Here is a 19,586-nt window from a genome sequence, read left to right as displayed (position 1 = left end):
CGACAGCCCGTTCGATGAGTAACGTTCGAGTACCAATCGCAGACCGGGAAGTTCGTGTTACCTCACGTCCGCTTCCTGCGTTCCTTGGGGGCGCATCACCGCCCCCGGCGGAGCATGGTGAGGACAACGTCATATCCGGCTAACTGAGGTGTAATGACGGCGCACCCTGGGCCGGGCACTGTGGAATGCATGGTCACCACGGTGAAGACACTCTGCGCGTACTGCGGCGTGGGATGCGGCATGGTGCTCGAGGTCGGCGGCCCATCCCTGACCTCCGATACCACCGCGACCAGGCCTGTCGTCACCAAATCCGTCGGCGACAAGTCTCACCCGGCCAACTTCGGCCGGCTGTGCACCAAGGGAACCACCACCGCGGACATGCTCGCCGGACCCGGACGGCTCGAGAAGGCTCGGATTCGGCACCGCCGCGGCGAGCGCCCGGAGAGCACGGACACGTCGGTGGCGATCAACGACACCGCCCGGCGGCTGCGAGCGATCATCGACGAACACGGTCCCGATGCGCTCGCGCTGTACGTCTCGGGGCAGATGTCGATCGAGGCCCAGTACCTGTCGAACAAATTGGCCAAGGGTTTCATCGGCACGAACCAGATCGAGTCCAATTCCCGACTCTGCATGGCGAGCGCGGGAACCGGATACAAACAGTCGCTCGGTGCCGACGGCCCGCCTGGATCCTACGAGGACTTCGACCACGCCGACGTCTTCTTCGTCATCGGCTCCAACATGGCCGACTGTCACCCCATTCTCTTTCTGCGGATGATGGACCGAGTCAAGGCAGGCGCGAAGCTGATCGTCGTCGACCCCCGTCGCACCGCCACCGCGGACAAGGCCCACATGCACCTGCAACTCGAACCGGGTTCGGACCTCGCGCTGCTCAACGGTCTGCTCGCGCTCATCGTCGAGAACGGCGACATCGACCCCGAGTTCATCGCGGAGTTCACCGACGGGTGGGACGCCATGCCGGAGTTCCTCAGCGACTACACCCCGGAGAAGGTTTGCGCCGCAACCGGTCTCGCCGAGCAAGACCTGCGGGCCGCCGCCGCGATGATCGGCGGCGCAGAGAACTGGATGAGCTGCTGGACTATGGGCCTGAACCAGTCGACGCACGGAACCTGGAACACCAATGCGCTGTGCAACCTCCATCTGGCGACCGGTGCCATCTGCAGGACCGGTAGCGGCCCGTTCTCACTGACCGGTCAACCGAACGCCATGGGCGGACGGGAAATGGGATACATGGGCCCGGGGCTGCCGGGACAGCGAGCGGTGGTCAACGACGCCGACCGCGAATTCGTCGAGGATCGATGGGGCGTTCCGCGTGGAACTCTGCGCACCGACGTCGGCGGCGGAACCATCGAGATGTTCGCCAAGCTCGCTGCCGGTGAGATCAAGGCCTGCTGGATCATCTGCACCAATCCGGTTGCCTCGGTGGCCAACAGAACGACGGTGATCGACGGTCTCGAGCGCGCCGAGCTGGTCATCACTCAGGATGCCTTCGCCGATACCGAAACCAACGAGTACGCCGATGTGATGCTGCCCGCTGCGTTGTGGACGGAAGCGCACGGAGTGATGGTCAACTCCGAACGCAACCTCACGCTGTTCCAACCGGCGCTCGAGGCACCGGGCGGTGCGCTGCCGGACTGGAAGATCATCGCCGACATGGCGTGCGCGCTGGGGTACTCCGATGCCTTCACGTATGCGAGCGCCGAGGAGGTGTTCGAGGAGATCAAGCAGTTCTGGAATCCGAACACCGGCTACGACATTCGCGGAGTCACCTACGATCGCCTGCGCGAAAGTCCCATCCAGTGGCCGTGTCCGCCCGACGCGTCGACCACCCGGCACCCGATCCGCTACCTCAACGACGGGGTCAGCCAACGACGACGGGTGGCCGAAGACGGTTCGATCCCCGCGTTGTCCTTCCCCACCCCGAGCGGTCGGGCTCAGTTCTTCGCCAGGCCCAGCATGATGCCTGCGGAGATGCCCGACGACGACCACCCGTTTCTGCTCAACACCGGGCGCCTGCCGCACCAGTGGCACACCATGACCAAGACCGGCAAGGTCGCCAAACTGAACAAACTCGATTCCGGACCCTTCGTCGAGGTGCACCCACACGACGCCGACCGGCTCGGTCTGATCGACGGCGACAGCGTCGAGGTCGCGTCCCGCCGAGGCCGAGCCGTCCTCCCTGCCGTCGTCACCGATCGAGTGCTCCCGGGCAGCTGCTTCGCACCCTTCCACTGGAACGACGAATTCGGTGAGTATCTCGCCATCAATGCCGTCACCAACGACGCCATCGATCCGTATTCTCAACAACCCGAGTTCAAGGCGTGCGCTGTCACGCTCACGAGAGTTGTTGCAGCCCGATCACCCTCACCCGCGGACGACGAGCATTCCCACGATCCGGTCGATGCACTCGCCACGATCGTCGGCCGCCCTGCGCGCCCTTCGGAACCACTGACCACCATCGAGCAGCGTTACATCGCAGGACTTCTCGACGGTCTGGGCAGTGAGGCGGGCCGCAGCGCCGCCGGAACGCCCACCCTGCCGTCGCAGACTCCCCTGTCCCCCGAGACCCACGCATGGCTCGACGGCGTTCTCGCAGGACTGTTCTCGCGTAGACCCGACACCGACGGTGCTGTCTCCGGCGTATCGGCCGATACTGCTGATCCAGGCGGTCGCCCGGTGCTGCTGCTCTGGGCCTCGCAGACCGGCACCGCCGAGGAGTACGCCCAGTCCTGCCTGGCCCACCTGCGGGGAGCCGGTCTGACGATAGCCGAACACTCGATGGATACGTTCACCGTCGATCGTGTGCCCGCCGAGGCCGATGTGCTGATCGTCAGCAGTACCACCGGTGACGGCGAAGCGCCCGACAACGGTGCGACGTTCTGGGACAGCCTCGCCGCCGAGTCCGCGGCGACGCTTCCGGGAATCCGTTATGCCGTACTCGCTTTCGGGGACTCGAGCTATGCGGACTTCTGCGGCCACGGACGCAGGATCGACGAGCGTCTCGCCGAGCTGGGTGGCCGGCGACTGCTCGAGCGCGTCGACTGCGAGCCCGACTACGAGAGCGAGGCGGCGGCGTGGCTCGATGCGGTGGTCGATCTGCTTCGGCGCGATGACGACACCACCATCGAGGAAGCACGGGTGGAGTCTGTCCGCACCGTTCCGCAGACCCGCGCGGAGCCGGAGCGGTACAGCAAGAAGTCACCGCTGGTGACTACTCTCGTACGAAATCGGGTACTGACCGCACGCGGATCCGTCAAGGATGTCCGTCAGTTCGGATTCCATCTGCCCGACGGCACGCTCGAGTACGAAGTAGGCGACGCGCTCGGAGTGTGGCCGCGAAACAGCGATGCCTATGTCGACGAGTGGCTCGACGCCACCGGCCTGGACAGCGATGCAGCCGTCGACCTCGCCGGACACGGCTCGATGTCGCTGCGCACGGCGCTGAGCCGCCACCTCGAGATCGCCCGTGCAACACCGGATCTGCTGAAGTTCGTCCATCGACGGACTGCGGACGACGATCTCGAGGCGATGCTGCATCCCGACAACAAGCATGCACTGTCCGACTGGATGTGGGGTCGTCAATCGATCGACGTGCTTGCTGCACACCCGGTTCGAGCCTCGGTGGACGACTGGCTGGGAGTTCTGAAACCGTTGCAGCCACGGCTGTACTCGATCTCGTCGAGTCCGAAGGAGAACCCCAACGAGGTACAGGTGACGGTCTCGGCGGTGCGGTACAACGTGCACGGAGTTCCGCGGCGTGGCGTGTGCTCGACCTACCTGGCCGACCATGCGTCGAATCACGATGTGGGAATCTTCGTGCAGAAGACCTCGCACTTCAAGCCGCCGGACGACCCCACCACCCCGATGATCATGGTGGGCCCGGGTACCGGCGTCGCCCCGTTCCGCGCCTTCCTGCACGAGCGTCGCGCACTCGGGCACACCGGCCACAACTGGCTGTTCTTCGGTGAACAGCACGCCGACACGGACTTCTACTATCGCGACGAACTGACTGCGATGCTGAGCGACGGGTCGCTGAACCGCCTGGACGTCGCCTTCTCGCGCGATCAGAAGGACAAGGTCTACGTCCAGGATCGGATGCGCGAGCACGGGGCCGAGCTGTGGAACTGGATTCACCGCGGTGCCCACTTCTACGTGTGCGGCGATGCGTCCAGAATGGCGAAAGACGTCGACGCCGCGCTGAAGGGCGTGGTGGCACAACACGGCAAACTCGCTCCCAGCAGTGCCGAGGCCTACGTCAAAGCCCTTGCCGCAGAGAAGCGATACGTACGCGACGTCTACTGAGTCGGTGGAACCGTGCGGGTGAGGAACTCGATCTGATCAGCCACCACTCGCTCGAACGCCTCACCCAGGTAGATCTCGAAGTGACCGGCGTCGTAGGTCTTGATCTCGCCCTGCGGTGCCGTACGCGCGTAGCGCAGAGTGGCCTTCGCCGGCGCAACCGAGTCCGTTTCGCAGACGACGAACAGGATGGGGCACCGAACGTCCTTGGCCCGACGCCCGGGCCGGTGCCGCACGATATGCAGCGCAACTCTCGCTGCGACTCGGTTGTGAAAGGTCTCGTCGGCGTCCGGCGCGAGTGCCAGGTAACCGTCGTAGCTGTCGGGTGAGGTCATCAGCGCGGTCGTCCCGGGTCGTCCGGCCGTGTTCACCATCAGCGGCGGTCGCCCGATCACCGAACCTGCCAGGTCACCCAGTGCCCGGCCGGACAGCTTCATCGATGTCCAGGTGTTCGACGCGAGTCCCGAGGCAATTCCGTCGGTGAACGGACACTGCGAGATCACTGCCGCGACCTGCTGGTCTCGGGCGGCGGCGACGATGACGTGACCACCGCCGAACGACGAGCCCCACAACACGATTCGGGAGTTGTCCACATCTGCACGTGAGCGGGCATGAGCGATCGCCGAGGCCCAGTCCTGCAATTGCGCGTCGATGTCGAGCAGCTGTCGGGGCTCGCCGCCGCTGGCCCCGAAGTAGCGATAGTCGAACACCAGGCAGGCGTATCCCGCGGCGCGGAAGCGCTCGGCATAGGCGTCGAGCCGCATCTCCCGAGTTCCGCCGAGACCGTGCCCCATCACGATCACCGGAGCCGGGCCGGTGTCCCTCGGAAGATAGAGCCACGCCGCGCAGGCGTCACCGTGAGAATCGAACGTGACATCGATGCGATCTGGGATCGAGCCCCCCGGCTGCGAATTCATGCGCAGACAATAGCTCACCAGGTCGAAGCATTGGCCGAGAGTCGGTCGATCAGCGTCCGGAGTGCTCGGCGGCGTAGGCGTCGACGCGTCCGTAGGCGATCTTGGGCGTCCAGTCGCGCTGCACCAAGCCGAAGTTCTGCTCGGTGTCTGCTGTGTCGGTGCCGGCGTCGCGCAGGCTGTAAACGTAGGCCGGTCCGAGCCAGTCGTTGCCGAGGACGGCATCGAGGACGATCCCTATGCTGTCCGCTTGCACCTGCTCGCTGACACTGTTGGGTGCGGTCCCGGTCGGCGCACCGAACTCGGTGATCCAGATCTGCTTGCCGCTGTCGCCGCCTGCGATCATGGTGTCTCGCATGGACCACATCTTCATGGCGGTGTTCCACGACGCCGTGTCCGGGTCGTTGGGTAGGTACGGCCACGTGTACGGGTGAACGTTGAAGGCGTCGAAGTACTTGTTGGATCCTTGCGCGTACATCTTCGACAGGAACGTCGTACCCGCGATGTTGCCGTCCTTGTCCTCGGAGGGTGCCATCCCGCCTGCGAGCACGGTGGAATCGGGTTGTACTTGCTTGATCGCCGTGTAGGTCGCTCGAAGCAGCGCCGAATAGGCCGCCACATCGGGAACGGGCTTGAAGAACGTCACGATGTTCGGCTCGTTCCACACTTCCCATATCTTGATTCGGCTCTGGTACCGCTGAACCACGCTCTTGGCGAACGCAGCGAAGGTCGCAGGGTTCGCAGGACGGGAGTGCGAATCGTTGACGGCACCGGCTACACGTGCCCACCGCGGTGTGTACGCGACGATGCCGTGCACGCACATCCCGTGGGCCACAACGGCATCGATCACCCGATCCGTTCGGCTCCAGTCGAACCTGCCCCGCGTCGACTCGATGGCAGACCAATCGATGTCGAGACGAACCGCGAAGGACCCCGCGTCGCGGGCGAGCGTCAGTTCTCGATCCAGATCCGTCGGAGACAGCGCACCTATCGAAGCGCCCGGTGACACTCCGATCCGAACGGCATCCGACTGCCGCGAACACGGCGGATTGTCCCCCGGTACCTGTTGCTCCCGCAGGACGGATGCGGCCGCCGGCATCGACCCGGCAGCCAGGGACAACAACACGACTACAAGCGCGGTTGCCGCTCGCCGCGGTGAACTCGGTTTCATCGGCAGATGTTAGCAACCTCGGTGAATTCGAAATCGAATACCGGCAATATTGCTTCGCAGCTGGGTTTGTCTCGGTCCTCGGCCGCAGAACCACGCCGAAAACCGAATTATGGAATGCAGTGACTCGGGCGTCGGTGAGACGTCACGGCCTGTACTACCATCTGGACAATGACGACAGGATTTCCCGGTTTCGACGACCGCCTGAACGAGTTGCTGTCCACACAAGCGGAGAAGTCGGGTCTGTCCCCCGAGGCATACATTCGACGCGCTGTGGTCGATCAGATCGTGCGAGAGCTGTCCGAGGATCCCGATTCCGAGGTCGGTGCGCTGCTTCGAGTTCTACAGGAGGGCGTGGACAACGGTGTCGACCCGATCGAGGCCACCCGAGTGTTCGGCACCCCGATCGACGACCCGGACAGGCTTGCCGCAGTGACCCGAACGGGCTTGATGGACACCGACTCCGACGCCGGGTACGACCGGGTCGTCGCCATGGTGGCCGATGCCCTCAGCGTTCCGTCGGCTGCGTTCTCGCTGCTCGACGACAAACGTCAGTACTTCAAGAGCGCTCTCGGGCTGCCTGCGGAACTCGGTGGCGCGCAGGAGGTTCCTCTCGACGGATCGATCTGCCGCTACGCGATCGACCTCGGACAACCACTCGTCGTCGAGGACGCACGGCTCAACGACATGCTCAAGGATCACCCGTCGGTGCAGGGCAACCTGCTCGTGTCCTACCTCGGAGTCCCGCTCACCGACGACGAGGGCCATTCCGTCGGAACCCTCTGTGTATGGGATCAGCAGCCCCGTCAATGGACTACCGGCCACGTACAGATACTGCAGGATTTGGCGTGGATCATTCGCGAGCGAATTTTCGAATAATCGGCGAAATACCCATCGGGTATTAGCATTTTTCGGCCCACAACCGACTTCGAGTTTTTTTGACAAGTCGACCGGGTTGCCTCTTTCGTCCCGGTATACATTAAAAGGGATATTCGGGACCACCGATCCGAACTAGCCACCGGAAGTAGATGTGCCCAAAACCCTGGATTCACTGCGCACCAGCTCTCGGGCTGCCGAGGCGGACACAATCGTCGACACTCGCACACTCGTGGATCGACTCCGAGTCGATCCGTGGCACTCGGCGATCACCGTGGCCGTCGACGTCCTTGCTGCTGTCGTGGCCGTGGTTGCAGCACTGCTGTGGTATTCGGGGAGTCTCACCGAGACCGGCTGGCTGCCATGGCTTTTCCTGCCGCTCCTCATCGGCATCCTCGCCGCCAAGTCGATGTACCGCCGCGGACTTCGGCGCAACTTCCTCGACGAGATCGGGCCGGCCGAAACCGCCGTCGCATTCGCATCACTGGCGTTGATGGTCTCGATGTTCGTGGCCGACACCGACTATCGGCCGAGTGCCGTCGTACTGCGAATCTGGGTGGCGAGTGCCGCGACGATCGCCATTGCTCGCTTGATCCGTGTCGTCGTGCAGCGGTTGATTCGAACCAGGTACGGCTCCGCCGCACCGACCATCGTGTTGGGCAACGATCCGATTGCCCACCAACTCGTTTCACGGACACGGCAATTCCCGGAGTACGGTCTGCTTCCGGTCGGTTACGTGGGCGAGGCACCGGTCGCCGACCTGTCCTCGGCAGGCGACCCGGCCGATCTGCCTCACCTCGGAGTTCCGAGCAACTTCGAGACCATCGCTCGCAGAACGGCAGCAGAAGAATTGATCGTCGCGTTCGCACCGACGGAGGATCGGGAGCTCCTCGGTGCTATAAGGACAGCGCATCGACTCGGCATGCGAGTGTGGGTGGTGCCGAGGCTGTACGACGCAGTAGGTGTCAACGCCCGCGTCGAGCACATCGGCGGTCTGCCGTTGATGGTGCTACCGCACGTGAACCCCAAAGGGTGGCAGTTCGCACTCAAGGGAGTTCTCGATCGGGTTCTGACCGCCTTCGGCCTACTGCTGCTCTCCCCCGTTTTCCTGACGCTGATGCTGCTCGTGCGCCTGAGTTCCCCTGGACCGATCTTCTTCAAGCAGGAGCGAATCGGGCGCGACGGATTGCCGTTCGATTGCCTGAAGTTCCGTTCCATGCGGCCTCCCCGTGCCTCCGACGCCGAGTTCGAGCGGAAGGCCGGTGACGCACCCGGCGGTGTCGAAGGTGTCGATCGACGAACGCGCGTGGGAAAGATCATGCGACAGACCTCGATGGACGAACTTCCGCAGCTGCTCAACGTCCTTCGCGGCGACATGAGTTTGGTCGGTCCGCGGCCGGAGCGCCCCGAGTACGTCGACCTGTTCGAGATGCAGATCCGTCGGTACGGAGAGAGGCATCGCGTGAAGGCAGGTGTCACGGGATGGGCACAGGTGCACGGCCTTCGCGGACAGACGTCCATCGCCGACCGCGCCGAGTGGGACAACTACTACATCGAGAACTGGTCGGTGTGGCTCGATGTCAAGATCCTGTTTCTCACGGTTCTCGCCGTACTGAAGCGCGCCGAGGACTGATCGTGGTCTACGCCGAACACGACCGCGTTCGGGGCACCGCGTGATCACGTACGTTGCGCTCGGTGTCGGCGCAGCGCTGGTGCTCGCGCTGGGCTGTGCGGTGGCCTCGGCGATCTACCGTCGGCCACAGCGCGGGGTTCTCCTGCTGGCCGGACTCGTTCCACTGCACGGACTTCTGGTTCTCGTTCCCCTCCCCGGGATCGTATCGGGCTGGAAGGAGGGTCTCGTCGTCTTCACGGTCCTGTGCGCGTGGTTGCGTCGACCACGGCACGTCCGCGGCTCGTCGCCTCGAGTGTTCGTGCCGTGGTGGCCGGCCGCTGCGGTCTTCGTCGTGTTCGGCAGCGTGTCGGCGTTCGCCACGTACGGAGTCGTGGGCGTGTTCGGCATCAAAGTCACCTTCTTCTACATCCTGCTGGTGGTCGTCATGTGGCTCGCACCGTTCGACGCCACCGATCGGGACCACCTCGTCTCCGTTCTCATGGGCATGGGCGTGTTCACGTCGGCGGTCGGCATAGCGCAACTGGTGGCCGGTCCCGCCGCACTGGTGTCGCTGGGGTACGAATACGGCACGCAGGTCCGAACATCGGGCGGACTGCTGCGTACGTTCAGCACGTTCAATCTGCCGTTCCCCTTCGGCCTGTACGTGATGTTGGCGTTGCTGGTCGGAGGTGCGGTAGCGCTGGCCGATCCGCGTCGGCGGCGAAACCTGTTGTTCCTCTGCGCGACTCCGATGATGGTGATCGCGATGTCCAGCTCGATCGTGCGAGGCGCGATCCTCGGACTCGCCGTCGGGGCCGTCTACTTGATCGCCGTGCGTTTCCGCTACCTCGCCGCGCCGTTCGCGCTGGCGGCAGTGGCCGTCGCCGTCACGGTCCCCTTCGTACCCAAGATCACGTCGGTCTTCTTCTCGTCGAGCAGCCTGGGTCAACGCGGTGACGGCTGGGCCAACATCATCGCCAGCATTCTGGTTCATCCAGTCGGGACGGGGCTGGGATCGAGTGGGTCTGCAGCAGACCGCATTTCCACCGCAGAGGGTCAGGCGTTCACTCGATCCGGACTGTCGACCAACTATCAACCGGACAACTACTACGTCAAGGCGCTGCTCGAACTGGGGCCGATCGGCCTCTGGGCCGTCGTGGCGCTGTTGGTGACGTCGTTGCTGTGGTGCACCCGCCTGTCCCGGGCACTACCGGGTAGCGACGGTGCGCTCGCCCTCGGAGTCGGTGCGTCGATCGTCGCCGCGATGTTCGCCAGTCTCGTCTCCACGTATTTCGAGATCTTTCCGATCGATGTCTATTTCTGGCTCTTGTTAGGAGTGGTGGGATGCGCAGCAGCGCAACACGAATCGTTTTCGGGGCGCTCGCCCTCCGACCGGGCGGAAGCGGCGTACAGACCTACATTCGCGAACTCCTGAACGAGCTCCCACATTGCCTACCGGGTACCGATCTCGCCGCGTGCGTGCAGCGCGACGCCGTCGGCGATCTTCCACCCTCGGTCGCGGCGATGGAGAGGCCGGTCACCAGCGGTGCGGCTCGCGCTGTGCTCGGCGCCCTCCCCGTCGGTCGTTGCGATGTGGTGCACGGCCTCGACGTCGACCTGCCGTTCCTCACCAAGGCCTTCACCGTTGCGACGGTGCACGACCTCTCGGTCATCGACATGCCGTCGGCTTCCAGTCGATTTCGCGCACTGGGTGAGCAGAGACTGGTACGGCGCGCACTGCGTCGCGCAGATCTGCTCATCGCGGTCTCGCAGTTCACCGCCGATCGAATCAAGGCGGTCAGCGGGCGCGACGCCACGGTGGTCGGCCTGGCACCCGCAGCGTGGGCTCGCGTCCCCAGCGAGGGCCGGGTGGACGCCGTTCGACGCAAGTACGACTTGCCGGACCGTTTCGTCATGCAGGTCGGAACGGTGGAGCCTCGCAAGAACGTTCAGCTGGTGGCGGACGCAGCGGAGAGTCTCGGACTACCGTGCCTGTTGGCCGGGGCCGGCTCCACCGGCCCCCACGCCCCCCGCAATTCACAGGGGCTCGGGTACGTGGACGTCGAGGATCTGCCCGGCCTCTACGCTGCCGCGACGATCACTGCGTACGCCTCTCGGTACGAGGGCTACGGACTCCCGCCCGTCGAGGCGATGGCCTCGGGCGGCGCGGTCGTCGCCAGTGCCGTCGGTGCCCTCCCCGATGTCGTCGGCGACGGTGCCGTTCTCGTCGAATCGGAGAACGTGGACGACTGGGTACAGGCGATGAAACCCATCGCTTTCGACGGAGATACCCGCGCAGCCCTCGTCGACGCGGCAGCCGTGGCAACCCGCGAGATCAGCTGGCGGCGAACGGCAGAGCTCACCGCCGGCGCATATCGAGCCGCAGGCGTGGTCTGATGGCCGAGGACCTCGCACTCGACGGCACCGAGCAACCTCCCGACTACCGTGCAGTGGCCGCGGATCCGAAGGCCGCTGCCAAGGCCACGATTGCCGTCCTGATCAGCCGAGTGATCATCGCAGCCCTGGGATGGGCAGGCAGCGTCGTGGTCGCGCGGTCACTCGGACCGGACGATTGGGGTCAGTTCAGCTTCGTCTTCGCGCTGCTCGGCTTGATGTCCGTCGTCACCGATCTGGGTGTCGGACGCGTCGTGCTGGCGAAGTTGATGGACGACGATCCCGAGGAAATCGGTCGAACGGCATCGTCGTTCCTGGCTCTGCGGACCGTCCTCGGGCTGCTGGGGTACGTGCTGGCCGTCGCATACGTTCTCCTGCTGCAGTATCCGAGCGAAGTGGTTCTCGCCACGGTCGTGGGTGGACTGGTTGTCGTGTTCGCCACGCCGGGCCACGCCCTGAGCGTCCTCTTCCAGAGCCGTCATCGCCTGGTCCTGGTGGCCGTCGCCGAAAGCGCAGGCCAAGCACTCCAATTGGCCTTGACCGTCCTGGCGGCCGTGCTTGCCCCCACCCTGCTGATCTTCGTTCTCCCGGCCGTGGCCAACGAAGTGTTCAAGTTGGTGACCAAGGGCTTCGGCATCGGCAACCGTTCCATGGGTCTGCGACCGTCACGGCACATCGAAATCCGTCGCTGGGGGCCCTATCTGAAAGAGGCCGTACCACTGGCGATCGGCTTCGCTCTCACCATCGCCATGCTCAAGATCGACATGTTGATGCTGAGCCTGCTCGACACGTTCGAGGCCGTGGGACTGTACTCCATCGGCTACAAATTCTCGGACATGATCGACACCTTCGTGTTGGCCGCGGTGGCACCGATCAGCACCCTGCTCGTCGCGTCGTGGCCCCACGACACCACAGCATTTCGAGCGCGCACACGTTCGGCTGCACTGCTGTTCGCACTGTTCGGGGCGATGGCTGTCGCGGCGTTCGTACCGTCCGCCGAGCCGCTGATCGGCTTGCTGTACGGCGACCGTTTCGTCGACGGAGCTCACGCAGCCCGTCTGCTCGTGATCGGCGCTGCGCTGATGTCGTTGGTGATGCTGGGCATTTTCGTGCTCGCATCGGCCGGAATGCAGCGACACTACCCCGTGGTGGCGTTGGTCGGCCTGGCCCTGAACGTCGGGTTGAACCTCGTTCTGATCCCGCGAATGTCGTACGACGGAGCTGCAATCTCCACGGTAGCGACGATCGGAACCACGCTCGTCCTGCTGTGGGCAGTGATCGCGCGGAGTATGCCGATTTCCAAACTGTTTCCTGTGCGGTCGATTTCGGTCGTCGTCGTGATCGCGGCAGCTGCGACGGTCGGCGGCTGGTTCCTGGTGCAGTACCACCCCGGCCTGTGGCTGCTCGTCTCCGCTGCGGCGGCGCTGCTGGTCGCGACCGTGCTCTACGCGCTCGTTGCGATCGGACTCGTCGAGTCACCACTGCCGGGAGCGGCAGAGAAAGGACGGCACCGTGCGCGATCCGAGTGAGAACCACGGAAACAACGGACACATCGCCCGATTCGGGCGGCTCGGTCCGGACTCGAAGTTCGGTTTCGCGATCGCAACAAATCACCGTGCTTGTTATTCCAATGTTGTTGATGTGCAATTTCATTCACGGGCGGCACGGCTACGCGACCGACACCCGACCCCGGCTATCATCGAGCCCGTCGGCTCCACGAATCGCCGAAGCGGTACATCCGCTCGCATCAACGACGGAAGGATATGCGGTTGATGTCCGTCCACGATGCCGTACACCGAGGCGACGTACCCCCACCCATCGACCTGGCCGGCCACATGCGTGAGCTGGGCCGAGCATTTCTGCCAGCCCTCGTCATCGCGCTGCTGGTCGGTGCAGGGGTGTTCTACCTCAGGAGCGAACTCACCGACGAGCAGTACGCCGCGTCGGTCGTCACCGAGATCGAACCGGCCCAGACTCTGGTTCCCGGTGACGCGTTCATCGAGCAGATGCGCGCACCGTTCATGGAACTGGCAACCGATCGCAGTGTTCTCGACGAGGTACTCGCTCAGGTCGATTCCGGTATGGACGCAGCGGAACTCGCCTCGAGCGTGGAGCTCTCCCCCGGCACCTCGCCTGCACTGCTCATCGTGACGGTGACAACCCGATCTCCCGAACTCGCCGCGGATCTGGCCGAGGCGATGGTGTCGACCATGGCAAGCACCAGCACTGCCAATGCAATTCGCGACTCCGGCGATCGTACGAGCGATGCACAGTCCGCAGTCGACGCGCAACAGGCTCGAATCGATGCCCTGGCACCCGACGATCCGAGTCGGCCCGCGGCCGTCTCCGAGCTGGCCGATCTGCGCGCCCGCCTGAGCGAGGTTCAGGCCACAGCGGGCGGAGATCGACTCGTCGTGCTGTCGAACCCCGAACAGAGCACCACTCCGGTATCGCCGAAACCGGTCTCGGAGGCGCTCGTCGCAGCGCTCGCTGCTCTCATCGTCGCGGCCGAACTGATCGTGCTGCTCCGAGGACGCCTCGGACGCAAGCCCTCTCGCTCCTGGGCCCGTCGGGTCTCGCGCAAGTACGGTGCACACTTCGACCCGAAGTCGGGCGATACGGTGCCGCCTGCCGTAGCTGCGCGGATCGCTGCGCTCGAACGCGGCGACCGGACTGCCTCGAGAGGCGCTCGACACGCTGCTCCCAAGGGCGAGGGCGTGATCGTCCTGTTGGTCGGCGAGGGTGCCGTGTCGGAGTCGGATCACGATCAGGACCGGACAACCGAACCTCGCCGAGCCACCGCAGAATTCGGAGTATCGGACCAGTGGTGGCAGCACCTCGACGTGGGTGACGTCGAGACCGTGGTGGTGCTGGTTTCGAAACGCGGACGAGACAAGAAGGCGGCAACCGCCGCACTGCGGCTGCTCGACGACTTCGACATCCCCGTACATCTGGTCCTGCAGAGCGGTAGGTCGACCCGACGGGTGGAACGGACCGCACAGACGATCGCGCCGGAAGGCCAGAGACATGCCAGCTGACAGAATTGCCGTCGTACACGAAAGATTCACCGAGATCGCCGGATCCGAGCACGTCATCGAACAACTTGCTCTGCACTGGCCTGCGGCCGAGGTGTTCGCGCCGATCTCCCGGCCGTCAGGGGTACCGGCCGGAATCAGTCGCGAGCCGCACACGACCGGACTCAATCGGGTGTACAACGCGTTGGGCCAACGGTCGTACGCGCCCGTTCTTCCGCTGATGCCGCTGGCCTTCCGCCGAATGCCGCTCACCGGTTTCGATGCGGTGGTCGTCAGCCACCATGCCTTCGCTACCCAGGCCGTGTTCGCCACCGACTCCCCGGTGATCGCCTATGTACACAGCCCGGCACGGTGGGCCTGGGACCCCGAGTTGCGCGCAGGCGAGGGTGGCGGTCGAGCCGGAGCGGCGATACTGACGGCATTGTCGGCCGTCGCACGTCGATGCGAGATAGCCGCCGCACCGAAACTGACCACCGTGGTGGCCAATTCGAGTGCAGTTGCGCGTCGTATCGACAACTGGTGGGGGCGCGACGACGCAGTGGTTGTCCATCCTCCCGTCGACACCGAGGGATTCACACCGGATCCGTCCGTCGAGCGAGAGAACTTCTTCCTGCTCGCGGGACGCCTTGTCCCCTACAAGCGTCCGGACATCGCGGTCCGCGCTGCCGCCGAAGCCGACGTTCCCCTCGTGGTGGCAGGAGACGGTCGCGCGATGAACGCCTGCCGAGAACTTGCCGGACCCAAAACGACCTTCTTGGGACGAGTTTCACACGAGAAGCTTCTCGAACTGCACCGCACGACGCGAGCCCTTCTGATGCCGGGCGTAGAGGACTTCGGGATCGTCCCCGTCGAGTCCATGGCAACCGGAACACCCGTCATCGCCCTGGGCGACGGCGGTGCGATGGACTCGGTGGTACCCGGGAAGACCGGGGTGCACGTATCTCCAGGCTCCGACGACGACGTGATCGCCGGATTCGCCGAGGCCATGCGCTCTTTCGACCCTGCGGACTACGACCGCGCCGCCATCCGTACGTGGGCGGAAGGCTTTTCTCGCGCCAACTTCCGCAGTCGAATGCAGGAGGTCGTCGATGCCGTCCGCTGAGCACCGCTACCGCGCGACTGCGCTGGATCGAGTGTTCGCCGACACCCGAATAATCACCGCTGTCGGTCCGGTTCGTGGTCTCGACGTCGTACGTACGAGACGAACGCTCACGGCCGCCGAACAGGCCGATGCCGAGGCACACCTCGCACTGGAACCGCGGTCGGACAATCAGCATTGGCGCTACCGCACCGACATCGCAGGTGACAACGTCACCGCGAGTAGCGGCCCCACGGACGACCTGGGTCGGATGCTCACCGAGATTCGATCCCGAGACGGCAAGCGCAGCCCGCTCGACGTGATCGTGTTCGACGACCATCTCGCCATCGACTACTCGCACGGAATCGGAGATGGCCAGATCGGCGTGATGATGTTGGCGGCATTCTGCGACGATGCCGACGGGACACTGGTTCCCGGGCTCGCGTCAGGATTGCCCGCGAGTTCGACGTGGAAAGCATTGTGGCGTCACTATTCTCGGAACCCCAAGACCATCTTGGACTTCCGTAGGCTGCGCGGACGCCATAGACCCGAGGTCGACGACGGGTCTGCTCCCCGCCGAAGAATCGAGAACTGGGAAACCGCGAAAGTCAGCCGTGCCGGGTACATGAGCCGAGCACGGGTAGACGAGCTCAAGCGCTGGACGGCCGAGAACATGCCGGGTGCGACAGCCGCGTCGATCTCGATCGCGCTGTGGAGCGCGGCACTGCGCGCAGAGGGCGTCGACGTCGCCGAGCACATCATGGTCTTGTTCAACAGTCGACGCTACCTCGATCCCGCACAACAGAATTCGCACGGGAACTTCGCCGTCGGTATTCCACTTCACCTGCCGTCGGGCACGACACCCGTCGCTATCGCTACGGCGATGCGTGAGGTGATCGAATCCGGTTGGCCCATAGCGGTACTGGGGATGTCGCAGCTCCGCGACATCGCAACGCGAGTTCGGTCGTCCGCTGGACCGCAGGTCGACGATTCGGTCGTCGACGTTCCTGGGACATTGAGGTTGGCCGTCAGCGACCTCGGGCGAGTGCGAGTGTTCGATCACCTCGACTGGGTCGACGACGGCAGGCCACCGCAGATGGCCGCATCACTCGAGCCGGACGGCCCGGACGGCTGCACGATGCTCATTGCCGAGATTGCCGGTGGGCGGACCTACACGGCATCGTTCTGCAGCAAGATGATCGACGTCGCGGTCGTCGATTCAGCGCTGCAGAGGATGTGCGGAGACCCCGTCGCTCTACTGCACCATGCCTGACGAGTCACGAGTTCGCTTTCGCGAACCACCCTTGCCACACAGACAGGCCAACACATGACCGACGAGTCGACCGTGCTCTTTCTGGCCCACACCGGACAGGTTTCCGGTGCGGAGAAGGTGCTGCTCAATTTGATCGACGAGGCCGAGCGCCGCGGCCACAGAACTGTGATCGCCTGCCCCGCGGGACCATTGGCGCGTCGCCTGCCGAGCGGAACCCGGCACATTCGGATCGACGAACTCGGTCTCGGGGGTGAGCACGGTGCCGCACGCGGTATCGCCGCGCTGCGCCTGCTCGGAAGGTGGATCGGCGCCGCACGCGCAGTGCGCTCCGTCGTGCGCGCGCCCGACACGACAACTGTCGTCAATTCCCTGTTCGCGCTCCCGGTCGCACGATTGTGCCGGCCGACCCGCGGTGCGTCCTGGCTCGTTCACGACACCATGAACTCTCTCAAGCAGCGCGTGGTGGTTCGATTCTCCCGCCCGGCAATTCGGGTCGCGGTGTCGGTCTCGGAAGCAACGGCCGTTCCACTCCGCGCGGCAGGCCTTCCGGTGGTGGTGGCACACAACGGAGTGCCGTGGCCGGTGACCCGTTTCGGCGGCGAACTTCACACCCCACCGGTGGTCGGCATGTTGGCGTTGCTGACACCCTGGAAGGGGCACCGAGTTCTCCTCGATGCCGTCGCCACACTCCCCGGCATCCGAGTCGAGTTGGCTGGTGGAAGCTTTCCCGGCGATCGCGACTACGTATCGGAGCTCCACGAACGTGCCGCCGAATCGGACCTCGCCGGCAGGGTGGAGTTTCTCGGGCACACCGATGCAGAGTCCGCACTCCGCAGGTGGGACGTCGTGATTTCGGCCAGTACGTCCCCGGAGGCCGGTCCGTTGTCGGTACTCGAGGCAATGTCGCACGGGCTGCCGGTGATCGGAACGGATCACGGCGGTACCCACGAATTTCTCTCCGACGGCGCGGGGGTACTGGTCGAACCCGGTGACTCCGCGGCTCTGGCCGAGGCGATCTCGACCGTGATCGGTGACGCGGATCGACGGCGCCGACTCGGTGACAGCGCTCGCTACCGCGTGGCCAGTCGCCACGACATCGGCGAAACGCTTCCCGAACTGTTACACCGGCTGATCGGCTGAACGCCGCTTCGATCGCTGGACGCATCAGCTGGTGAAGTGCAGAAACATGATCCTCGTCACGGTCGCGTGTGATTGAATCCTGAAGCGGTCGACGGAAGGGGACACACGTGACACGCGCTTCGTACCGGCCGAACGAGCACTATCACTGGGGTGTCGGAGTAATGGCCTCCCTCGCGCTGACCACGGGGGTCAAACGGGTCGTCTCGGCTGCGAGTCTGGCCATGGCCGTCGTGGTGACCCTCGAGATGGCATTCGGTTACGGTGCCACCACCCCGATCCCGTCGATAGTGCAGTGGACGTGCATGATCGCCGCGTACATCATGGGCGCATTCTGGTGGTTCGGTCCATGGCCGACGCTCCGGCAGGCCTTCGCGTTCGTCGTCATCGCCGATATCGCGATTTTCGGGGCCACCATCACCGCGGACTTCGAGCCCGAGGTGACACTCGGAAAGTGCACGTTTCTCATACCCCTCGGCATGCTGGCCGGTTTCCTCTTCGACAAATGGAGGCTGGCCGCACACATAGCGCTGTGTGTGCTGGCTACCTCCATCGTCGCGGTGTACATCGTGGTGGACAGAGGTGTCGACACGTTCGTCGCCGTCGTCCTGTGGGCACCGATCGTGGTGACTCTCACCGGCTTCGTGCTCATCTTGCAGATGACGAGTCAATCCATGCGACTCGAGTTCGAGTAGTCGAGCTCTGTTCGATCAGAACGTCAGCAGGACCTTGCTCGAACGCGATGCATCCGCCGCCAGCGCGAATGCGTCGAGCGCCTCGGTGACGGGATATTCGGCCGTGACGACCGCTCCGACATCGAGGGAACCGTCGGCCAATGCCTCGATGACGTCTTCCATCTCGTCGTTGAAACGGAAGGAACCGACGAGGTCGATCTCCCGCGTGATCGCCAACGAGACCGGAACCGGCTGATCACCGGCCGGGGGTAGCCCCACCATCACGACGCGTCCGCCGCGCATGGTGCCGTTGATCGCCGACGCCAGACCGCGGTGATTACCTGAGCACTCGAACGTGACGTCTGCCTCGACGGAGGCGATCGCCACGCCGTCGCGAGCATCGATCGTCCGGTGCGCACCGAGTGCACGTGCCACTTCGAGCGAGTAATCCTGCAGGTCGACCGCGACGATGTTCGCCGCACCCGCCCGCGCGGCCACCGCCACGATGAGGGCACCGATCGGACCGGTACCGACGACGAGGACAGTTGCGCCCCGAACGATTCCGGCGCGTTCGACAGCGTGCCAGGCCACGCTCGCGGGCTCGGCCAGCGCCGCGATTCTCAGATCGAGTCCTGCCGGCAGGGCTCGGAGCATTCGCGTCGGGACGGCGACGTGTCCGATGAACAGCCCGTCGTTGTGCGGTACCTGTGCCGCGCTGCCCATGTACCGACAGCCGGGCGACAGGTTGGGGCGATCGGCCGGGTATTTCGCGCCCGTTCCGCCGGGCGTGGCCGGATGAACGGTCACCGGGGTGCCTTCGGCGGGACCGCTGCCGTCCTCGGCACGACGAACCACCGTTCCCGACGCCTCGTGGCCCAACCGCATCGGCGCTTTCAACACCGACTGACCCGCAGCACCGTGCTGCCAGTAGTGCAGATCCGATCCGCAGATCCCGCCGTAGGCGATGGCAATGATTGCCTCGTCCGGTGCCGCGGGTGTCACAGCGACGGTGTCGAGACGCAGATCGTCGGCGGCATGGGCGACCAGGGCGACGGTCTTCTCGGGAATGCGCGGTACTTCGGTCATGGTGGTACTCGTCCGTCCG

14 protein-coding genes are annotated in these 19,586 nt (G+C 64.7%); 11 read left to right on the top strand and 3 right to left on the bottom strand.

Annotated features, from left to right (window positions below; all coding sequences use genetic code 11):
- Positions 1–189: 189 nt before the first annotated feature.
- Positions 190–4,323: a bifunctional nitrate reductase/sulfite reductase flavoprotein subunit alpha gene (locus CH273_RS24790; RefSeq protein ID WP_032394624.1), complete on the top strand. Its 4,134-nt coding sequence runs from the start codon at positions 190–192 to the stop codon at positions 4,321–4,323.
- Here CH273_RS24790 and CH273_RS24785 read toward each other — a convergent pair.
- Positions 4,317–5,237, bottom strand: a complete 921-nt coding sequence (locus CH273_RS24785; RefSeq protein WP_032394625.1) for an alpha/beta hydrolase — start codon at positions 5,235–5,237, stop codon at positions 4,317–4,319. The two genes, CH273_RS24790 and CH273_RS24785, sit on opposite strands and share 7 nt — an antisense overlap.
- A 49-nt stretch (positions 5,238–5,286) precedes the next feature.
- Entirely contained in the window at positions 5,287–6,405 is a 1,119-nt protein-coding gene (locus CH273_RS24780) for an endo-1,4-beta-xylanase (RefSeq protein WP_032394626.1), read from the bottom strand.
- Between the two features lie 168 nt (positions 6,406–6,573).
- Here CH273_RS24780 and CH273_RS24775 point away from each other — a divergent pair, with 168 nt between their 5' ends.
- From CH273_RS24775 to CH273_RS24730, 10 genes are all read left to right on the top strand, one after another.
- On the top strand, positions 6,574–7,281 hold the full coding sequence (locus CH273_RS24775; RefSeq protein ID WP_032394627.1) for a GAF domain-containing protein: 708 nt from the start codon (positions 6,574–6,576) through the stop codon (positions 7,279–7,281).
- Positions 7,282–7,432: 151 nt separating this feature from the next.
- Positions 7,433–8,911 carry a sugar transferase gene (locus CH273_RS24770; protein WP_230596665.1) on the top strand — a complete coding sequence of 493 codons (1,479 nt, stop codon included), beginning with the start codon at positions 7,433–7,435 and terminating at the stop codon, positions 8,909–8,911.
- Between the two features lie 40 nt (positions 8,912–8,951).
- Positions 8,952–10,325, top strand: coding sequence for an O-antigen ligase family protein (locus CH273_RS24765; RefSeq protein WP_032394628.1), 1,374 nt, complete (start codon positions 8,952–8,954; stop codon positions 10,323–10,325).
- Complete coding sequence (locus tag CH273_RS24760; protein WP_032394629.1) at positions 10,235–11,287, top strand: glycosyltransferase family 4 protein; 1,053 nt, start codon at positions 10,235–10,237, stop codon at positions 11,285–11,287. Before CH273_RS24765 ends, CH273_RS24760 begins: the two co-directional genes overlap by 91 nt.
- Positions 11,287–12,813, top strand: coding sequence for a flippase (locus CH273_RS24755; protein WP_032394630.1), 1,527 nt, complete (start codon positions 11,287–11,289; stop codon positions 12,811–12,813). Before CH273_RS24760 ends, CH273_RS24755 begins: the two co-directional genes overlap by 1 nt.
- Positions 12,814–13,056: 243 nt before the next feature.
- Positions 13,057–14,322, top strand: a complete 1,266-nt coding sequence (locus CH273_RS24750; RefSeq protein ID WP_052049373.1) for a hypothetical protein — start codon at positions 13,057–13,059, stop codon at positions 14,320–14,322.
- Complete coding sequence (locus CH273_RS24745) at positions 14,312–15,421, top strand: glycosyltransferase (RefSeq protein ID WP_032394631.1); 1,110 nt, start codon at positions 14,312–14,314, stop codon at positions 15,419–15,421. The genes CH273_RS24750 and CH273_RS24745 overlap by 11 nt, the downstream gene beginning before the upstream one ends.
- Positions 15,408–16,670, top strand: a complete 1,263-nt coding sequence (locus CH273_RS24740) for a hypothetical protein (protein WP_052049352.1) — start codon at positions 15,408–15,410, stop codon at positions 16,668–16,670. Before CH273_RS24745 ends, CH273_RS24740 begins: the two co-directional genes overlap by 14 nt.
- Before the next feature lie 54 nt (positions 16,671–16,724).
- Positions 16,725–17,810: a glycosyltransferase family 4 protein gene (locus tag CH273_RS24735; protein ID WP_032394632.1), complete on the top strand. Its 1,086-nt coding sequence runs from the start codon at positions 16,725–16,727 to the stop codon at positions 17,808–17,810.
- A 107-nt stretch (positions 17,811–17,917) separates the two neighbouring features.
- Positions 17,918–18,502: a hypothetical protein gene (locus tag CH273_RS24730; protein ID WP_032394633.1), complete on the top strand. Its 585-nt coding sequence runs from the start codon at positions 17,918–17,920 to the stop codon at positions 18,500–18,502.
- A 15-nt stretch (positions 18,503–18,517) separates the two neighbouring features.
- Here the strand turns inward: CH273_RS24730 and CH273_RS24725 are convergent, their stop codons facing one another.
- Complete coding sequence (locus CH273_RS24725; protein WP_032394798.1) at positions 18,518–19,567, bottom strand: L-idonate 5-dehydrogenase; 1,050 nt, start codon at positions 19,565–19,567, stop codon at positions 18,518–18,520.
- Between the last annotated feature and the right edge of the window lie 19 nt (positions 19,568–19,586).

Origin of the sequence: Rhodococcus sp. 05-339-2 (genome assembly GCF_002258965.1) — a bacterium.
In the GTDB taxonomy this organism is placed as follows: domain Bacteria; phylum Actinomycetota; class Actinomycetes; order Mycobacteriales; family Mycobacteriaceae; genus Rhodococcoides.
This window is presented reverse-complemented; position numbering and strand designations above follow the sequence as displayed.